6 protein-coding genes are annotated in these 7,657 nt (G+C 40.7%); 2 read left to right on the top strand and 4 right to left on the bottom strand.

What is annotated here, in order from left to right:
* Window positions 1-2,578 (bottom strand): efflux RND transporter permease subunit (locus B2X72_RS18825; protein WP_286851049.1); only part of this gene is annotated, 2,578 nt, incomplete at its 3' end.
* Between the two features lie 152 nt (window positions 2,579-2,730).
* Window positions 2,731-3,060, bottom strand: coding sequence for a DUF6660 family protein (locus B2X72_RS26695; RefSeq protein ID WP_145330541.1), 330 nt, complete (start codon window positions 3,058-3,060; stop codon window positions 2,731-2,733).
* A 502-nt stretch (window positions 3,061-3,562) separates the two neighbouring features.
* On the opposite strand from B2X72_RS26695, the gene B2X72_RS18820 reads away from it, so the two are divergent.
* Both B2X72_RS18820 and B2X72_RS18815 read left to right on the top strand, forming a co-directional pair.
* Window positions 3,563-5,182, top strand: coding sequence for a hypothetical protein (locus B2X72_RS18820; RefSeq protein WP_286851047.1), 1,620 nt, complete (start codon window positions 3,563-3,565; stop codon window positions 5,180-5,182).
* An 80-nt stretch (window positions 5,183-5,262) separates the two neighbouring features.
* The gene (locus tag B2X72_RS18815; RefSeq protein WP_167512273.1) at window positions 5,263-5,433 is read left to right on the top strand and encodes a hypothetical protein; all 171 of its coding nucleotides are present in this window, start codon (window positions 5,263-5,265) and stop codon (window positions 5,431-5,433) included.
* Window positions 5,434-5,535: 102 nt separating this feature from the next.
* On the opposite strand, the gene B2X72_RS18810 is transcribed toward B2X72_RS18815, so the two are convergent.
* Window positions 5,536-6,195, bottom strand: coding sequence for a DUF6266 family protein (locus tag B2X72_RS18810; RefSeq protein WP_075992561.1), 660 nt, complete (start codon window positions 6,193-6,195; stop codon window positions 5,536-5,538).
* 383 nt (window positions 6,196-6,578) lie between these two features.
* Window positions 6,579-7,657 (bottom strand): alpha-hydroxy acid oxidase (locus tag B2X72_RS18805; protein WP_286851045.1); only part of this gene is annotated, 1,079 nt, incomplete at its 5' end.

Genomic DNA, 7,657 nt, shown 5'->3' with positions numbered 1-7,657 from the left:
CGTAGGTGAAATAATAACCCGCGGGAAGTTTTACATTTGCAGCCAATTGTTGCTGGATATCCTTTACTACGGTTTGAACATCACGCCCTGCCACATTAAATCCAATCACAATTCTTCGTTTACCAGCTTCGCGACTGATTTGGGCCGGCCCCAATTTATAATCGATGGCAGCAACCTGAGAAAGAGGGATCTGCGTACCCGTATCTGTAGGAATCATCAGATTACGCACATCATCAATACTATTTCGGTGTGTTGTATCTAACCTGACGACCAGATCAAAGCGACGTTCATTTTCATAGATCTGGCCCGTACTCCGACCGGCAAAGGCGGTACTCACCACATCATTAACGTCCTGAATTGTCAATCCATAATTCGCGATACGGGTGCGGTCATAAACGATATTAATTTGCGGGAGACCAGATACACGCTCCACCTGTGGAGAAGTTGCCCCTTGAACAGATTGAATCTGAGCGGCAACCACATTGGCGTAAGCGGCCAGTGAGTCGATGTTTTCACCGAAGATCTTTACAGCAACATCCTGACGGATACCCGTCATTAACTCATTGAAACGCATTTGAATAGGTTGATTTTTCTCAAAGAAAACACCCGGGATTACTTCTAGCTTCTCCAGAATAGCGCTGCCCAGTTCTTCATAAGAACGGCCCGACTTCCACTCTTTTTGAGGCTTCAATACCACCATAATATCTGTCGCTTCCGGCGGCATAGGGTCTGTCGGCACCTCCGCAGCTCCTGTTTTACCGACAACCATCTTCACTTCATCGAACTCTTTGATAATCCGGGAAGCCTGCATAGAAGTTTCAATACTTTGCGAAAGCGAGCTTCCCTGAGGAAGTATACAATGGAATGCATAATCGCCTTCCTGCAATTGTGGAATAAACTCGCCCCCCATGTTCTTGAAAAAGAAGGCCGACAAAGCAAAAATGGCAACAGTTAAACTCACGATCAGGTATTTAAACCGAATGGCTTTCTGTAATAAAGGCGCATATATACGTTGTAGTCCCGCAATCATCCGGTCACTCAACGTTTTCTTGTCGCTGTATTTTTTCGGCAGAAACAGAGCGCACATCATGGGGATATAGGTTAACGAGAGAATCAATGCCCCGAAAATGGCAAACCCAACTGTTTGCGCCATTGGACGAAACATTTTTCCTTCAACACCCACCAATGTTAAAATTGGAATATAGACAATAAGAATAATGATCTCACCAAAGGCTGCACTGGTACGAATCTTTGAAGCAGATTCAAATACCTCATGGTCCATTTCGGCCTGGGTCAATTTCTCGGTTGACTTTCGTAAGCCTAAGTGGTGTAGCGTAGCTTCCACCACAATGACTGCTCCGTCCACAATCAAACCGAAGTCTATCGCACCCAAACTCATTAAATTGGCACTTACGCCGAAGACGTTCATCAGTCCAAGTGCAAACAGCAGCGCCAGTGGAATCGCCGAAGCAACGATAAGACCTGCCCGCAAGTTCCCAAGAAATAATACCAGGACAAAAATTACGATCAAGGCTCCTTCAATCAGATTTTTTTCAACAGTACTGATCGCACGTCCAACGAGGTCTGTCCGGTCCAAATAGGGTTCTATGACCACATCATCAGGCAAAGATTTTTGAATAGTCGGTAGTTTTTCTTTCACACGATTGACCACCTCATTGCTGTTTTCACCCTTTAGCATCATGACGACACCACCCACAGCATCTACCTCACCATTGTATGTCAAGGCTCCATAGCGCACAGCATGACCAAACCGTACATCTGCAACATCTTTTACATAAATCGGTATAGACCCTGATTTTCGGATAGCGATATTTCTGACATCTTCCAAAGAGGTCGCCAGCCCAATCCCCCGGATAAAGTATGCATTCGGTTTTTTATCAATATAGGCACCACCTGTATTTTGATTGTTTTTCTCTAAAGCAGTAAATATCTCCGGGATCGTGATATTCATCGCTTTAAGTCTATTCGGATCAACAGCTACTTCATATTGTTTAAGCTCACCACCGAAACTATTGACCTCGGCAATTCCAGGAGTTCCATAAAGCTGACGGGCAACAATCCAATCTTGCATGGTTCGCAAATCTTTTGCGTTGTATTTCTTTTCGCTTCCCTTTTTGGGATGGATGATATATTGATATACTTCTCCCAATCCGGTACTTACTGGAGCCAACTCAGGTTTACCAATACCCTGTGGTATCTGATCCACCGCTTCTTTTAAACGCTCACCGATCAGCTGACGGGCAAAATAAATATCTACATCATCGTCAAAAACAACGGTAATGACAGAAAGCCCAAAGCGTGAAATACTCCTGATCTCCTCAATTTTGGGTACAGTTGCAATACTTTGTTCAATTGGAAAAGTCACCAATTGCTCTACTTCCTGTCCGGCAAGAGTTGGACAAGAGGTAAAGATCTGGACTTGATTATTGGTAATATCGGGAACGGCATCTATGGGTAGTTTCGTCGCACTCCATGCCCCCCAAATGATAAGCAACAAGGTCATTAAACCGATAACGATCTTGTTCTTAATGCTAAATTTTATAATATGATCTAACACAATATACGTGATTAATGCTTAAATAATAGCTCGTTAGAATATCTTCAGCGCTTGTCGTAATAAAATACAACAAACGGATTCCGAGCACAAAGCTGAATAAAGAACAGCATAGCGCGCTCTATCAGATTTGTTTTTAGAATTTTTACGAAAAATTAAGCATTAACTTTCGGCGGCTGCCAGATGCTTCCAAAATAACTGGAAACAATCGCTGTATTGTGTAAAGGATTACGATTATCAAAATAAATTGATACCGGGACACCATCTATTTGCGGGAATTGATAGGCATAAGCCGTTATATTTCCACTGCAACAATTGCAATAGCAGAAAATAGAACAGGCATCAGATGCATCATCACTATGGTTATGCGTTTGGTTTAATTGTATTTCCATAGCAGTCTGCTCACAGCGATTGCTAGAATCACTGCAGGGAACAAAAGAAAGTCCCATAATATATGCTATCAATATGAAAACAATTAACCTCATGAATACGCAAATTTAAAAAAAATAAATCAAAATCTCCCCTTGACCCAAGAAATCTATTGGTTAGCGTCATCTCCATTGCCTCCTATAAAATAAGGAGACCGGCGCTTTCAACCGAGCATTTTTTTTACCCCTTAGGCCTCATAAAACCGCACAACCCTACACTGCACTATCACCTGATACATATATTAATTATAAGTAAATTATTATTCAAATAAAACGAATTATAATTAACAGAAAAACACATAAAACATGTTTAAACAGCATTTTAAATACAAAACAACACTATTGTAGATATTTCTCTACAAGAAATACAAGATAACACAAATACAGTATATTAAGTAAAATGCTATTTATATAATTGCATCGATAAAAAATAAAAGCAATAAAAAAAGCAATGGTATACCACATTTTAAATACAAATCGGCATACAACTGCAAGATTTTTTTTTTGCAAAACAAATAAACAACGAAATCAAATAATCAAAAATCAATAACAAAACAAAATGTCAATTAACATGAATCTAATCCCCCATCGCCGACTGACAAACCTGTTCATGCTAGGCTGCAGCGCTTTCGCGCTTAGCCTCTACTCATGTAACAAAAGCGGAGAAAACACCGCGTTAACAGGAGAAACTGTCGTTAAAATCAATCTATCGGGCGTAGAAGCTTACAATGAAACAGACAACAATGCTGTTCAAAAGCAAGCATCTGCAAACGCATCGCATTCATCAAGCAATGCACCTGATGTACAGGAAATGACTGTACCGTTAGAAAACGGTGGTTCAGTTGACGTTGTCCTAACAAACAGTTCAGCGGTTACAAAAAGCCTCGTTGCTTCATCCAACCCCAAACTAGCGGCTGTCCAAACACAAGAGAAGCCATTGGACAAAAACGTCAAGTATAAAGTTGTTGTCTATGACAACCAAGGAGCTTACGTAACGGCAAAAGATTATAGCTATGGTGAGGAAGCTACTGCCGCAGGTATCGTTCTTGACGCCGGAAAATCATATACGTTCATTGCCTATTCGATCAATAGCACCACAGCATTACCGGATATTAACAATCAAAACACACTATCCACAGCCAGCTTAAACAATATAAGTGGCGACTTAATGTATTACACAGGCACATTAACGTTAAAAAATGGTGTAAACAATTTAAATGTTGTGTTAAAACACAGATTTAGCCAAATCACCACAACATTGACCATGGATCCAAGTATGACCGGGGCCATCACTCAAATCGGGACTGCAGTACTAAAACCTAGTCACAGTAGTGCAAATTTGAAATTCTCAGATGAAACATTAACGTACAATGGCTTGAACAACGCTGGTGTGACCACGCAATTCCCGGCTTTAGGAAATGGCTTACGTACTATCATCAGTAACCCATCATTATTGATTCACCCCACCACCAGCAACGGGACATTGATGCTCGGCAGTCTAACTCTTGATGGTGAAACCAAAACAAACATCACCATTCCAAATGTTAAGATCAACCCCGGACAAAAATACGATCTGAAACTTAACTTCAGAACCTGTACACAAGATGTAACCAGCAATGGCTTGAACTGGAGCTATCCAGCAACAACATCGGGTGGTAAAACGGGTATTATGAAAGACGGTAAATTCTATGCCAATGGAACAGCCATCGACAGAAGCTTTACCGCTCCAGCGGCAGACTATGGTTTTGTTTTCGACATTACCGAACTAGACAATGCATTCAATCTGGAAGTAAATGGTGTCAAATTAGCAAAACAGGAAATTCAATTTCAATCAAATGCGGTTGCCTCTACACAAAATATCCAATTTTTCGACGGAAGCAAATACGCTGGCAACAATATCGAAACGGGCAAAAGAATTGACGAAGTGTACAACATGAAAGGTACCAGTACAAATCCTCTCGTTAAGGTTGTGATTAGCAGAACTGGCCAGGTGACCATGTTTGGTAGTAAAACATCCGGCGGTCCTTTATACGAACTTAAACTCGTGAATGGCAACAGCTTCAACACATTCCCTTGGAGTGCAACACAAAGCAACACCGTAAAAGTAACCCAACTTGTTGATGGACGTACTATTATCAAGGGTATAGGTGCCGGAAAGAAGAAAATCCCTTGCCAATAATCAATAAATAGATCAATAATCGGAAAGACTAAATCTTGCTGCGTATAACAAAGAAAAACAGCACGTAAAAAATAGCTATTATGGAAAAGAAATTAGCGTACATCGCCCCCAAAATTAATACAACGACAATCGAACTTGAACAAGGTATTGCAGCTGGTTCGGCATATGCCAGACCAGAAGATGCCAACAGCGGTAAAGTAAACGAACAATGGGAAGTAGGATCAACAGATAATAGAAATATCGACTGGTAAACTATTTTCAACAGTAAACAAAAGGAAGGGGCAGTCAAAAATGAATTGCCCCTTTTTATGCAATTTTATAATAGACGATCGTGTCATCCATATTTTTTATTGTCAAACCTTTAGCGTACCCAAGTGCAGACTGTCTGTATTACCTCCACCATAACTTTCGATAAAAAAGATATACACCTCATAGGTCACTTCCTTTCTATTTTTTGGAATTTCAACATTTTGTTTGCCAGACATTAAGCTGCTTTTCAAATCGTTCATCACAAGTGGATACCCGCCCCCATGATCCGCTGCATTATACAGGATTAAGAACGAATCGTAAGATCCCGTGTCAAACTTTTCCTCCAGATAAGCATCATATTCCCAGGTGACCTGAAGCACTTGGTTTTCTTGATCGAAATCCATTGTGTAGGAAGTAATGGGATTGGGGCTTCCTTTGGCAATCATAAATTTCGACCAATCAACGACAAAACCGTCTTCTTCCTGGATAAGTGCTTTATTCAGATTATAAGACATCGCTATATCGTATGCCCGTTTAGGATAGCTGTACACCTTATACCCCATATTGATGATCGGTTTTAATTGGCTAATATGTGACCTCACAATTTTGAAGCGTTTTCTACTCAGCAGTTGCTTAGGAGTGGGCTCCCGTTTTTTAACGCTAGGGAGAGATCGTACATAATTTCCTGTTTTAGTCGACACAAACACAACAGAACCTGCTTTCCCGGAAACAGTTCCATTTACACCATTTTTGATTATTGCCATAATTACTTGATTATGTTATAGATAATAAAGATAAACATTAATACGGAAAAATACGCATACCAAATTATAGCTAAAAACAGTTTTCAATCAATACTTAGACAGTAATTAGTCACTGTTTATTCAGTCTTCACTGAGCAAGCACTGAACAAGCACTGAACGAGCACTGAACAAGTACTGTTTAAAAGTGGAATTTGATTACCATCTGTTGCATCTAAGAACTAAAGGAGAAAAGGTAAAAGCCGACGACCTTTCATGCGAACTATAACGTAAAAAAAATGTCTCCTACATTTGCTTAATACAAACATAAGAGACATCTTCTTCTTTTTATCGTAGGTCTTATTGCCAGCCCAAGGCTGGATCGGAAACTCGACCTACTGCTGCAGTTACAGGACAGCCTGCAGACGTTTTGGAAAATCTTCAATCTTTGAAAGACTCAATTGCTTCATAACCTGAAACAAATGCGTCTTAAACATATTGATTGTATGTTCCCCACCTTCATTGCCCAATGCGCCAACCCCATACATAAATGGTCTTCCCATAAAATTGAAATCCGATCCAACTGCATGTGCCCGCGCGAGGTCAACCCCTGATCGAATACCACCATCTAACATGATTTTTATCTTCTTTTTATAGTCTGGGTTGCTCGCTAAGTGGATCAATGAATTGATCGAAGATTCACTTGCATCGAGCTGTCGTCCACCATGATTTGACACAATGACTCCATCAACGCCCAATGCGATAGCAGCCTGCATATCTTCATCGGTGGCAATCCCTTTAAGCACCAGGGGCCCTTTCCAAAGATCCCGAATAGCTTTAATTTTCTCAACATCAACTTTACCCGTAAAGGTTCTGTTCATAAACTGTCCCAGCTGCGCTAAATCAAGTCCCTTTTCCATGTAAGGCTTCAATGTTGCAAAAGAAGGAATTCCATGCCTTAATGTTTCTATCCCCCAAGTTGGACAGGCAAAGGTTTGTAAAATATTGGCGATACTCATTTTAGGCGGCATAGACAATCCGCTTTTTATTTCACGATAACGAAGTCCAAAAGCAGGCACATCCACCAGAACTACCAATACCGGACATTCAACAGCCTCCAGACGTTTAATAATATCATCGCGCAACCTGTTTTCCGTAGGATGATAGAGCTGAAACCAGGCTTTCCCATCAGATACCTCGGCAATACGTTCAATACTACTTGTTGATACTGTACTCAAAATATAGGGAATATCATTTTTTGCTGCCGCTTTCGCAAGAATTTCCGGCGCATTCGGCCACATCAATCCCTGAAGTCCGATAGGTGAAACACCAAAAGGTGCACTGTAACGACGACCGAATAATTCTACAGATAGGTCTATTTCTTCGCTCGCAAGCAGATATTGCGGCTTCAACAGAATATTATCAAAATCATTCTCATTTCTGGCAAGGTTCAATTCTTCATTTGCACCTCCGGTCAGATAATCAA

The sequence above is a fragment of the Sphingobacterium sp. UBA7253 genome, assembly GCF_002472745.1.
GTDB lineage: Bacteria > Bacteroidota > Bacteroidia > Sphingobacteriales > Sphingobacteriaceae > Sphingobacterium > Sphingobacterium siyangense.
Note: the sequence above shows the minus strand (reverse complement) of the source record. Positions and strands in the feature narration are given on the sequence as shown.

Excerpts from the sequence above, each read along its gene's own strand:
- B2X72_RS26695 (WP_145330541.1), bottom strand. The coding sequence starts at position 3,060 with ATGAGGTTAATTGTTTTCATATTGATAGCATATATTATGGGACTTTCT.
- B2X72_RS18815 (WP_167512273.1), top strand. The coding sequence starts at position 5,263 with ATGGAAAAGAAATTAGCGTACATCGCCCCCAAAATTAATACAACGACA.
- B2X72_RS18820 (WP_286851047.1), top strand. The coding sequence starts at position 3,563 with ATGTCAATTAACATGAATCTAATCCCCCATCGCCGACTGACAAACCTG.
- B2X72_RS18810 (WP_075992561.1), bottom strand. The coding sequence starts at position 6,195 with ATGGCAATAATCAAAAATGGTGTAAATGGAACTGTTTCCGGGAAAGCA.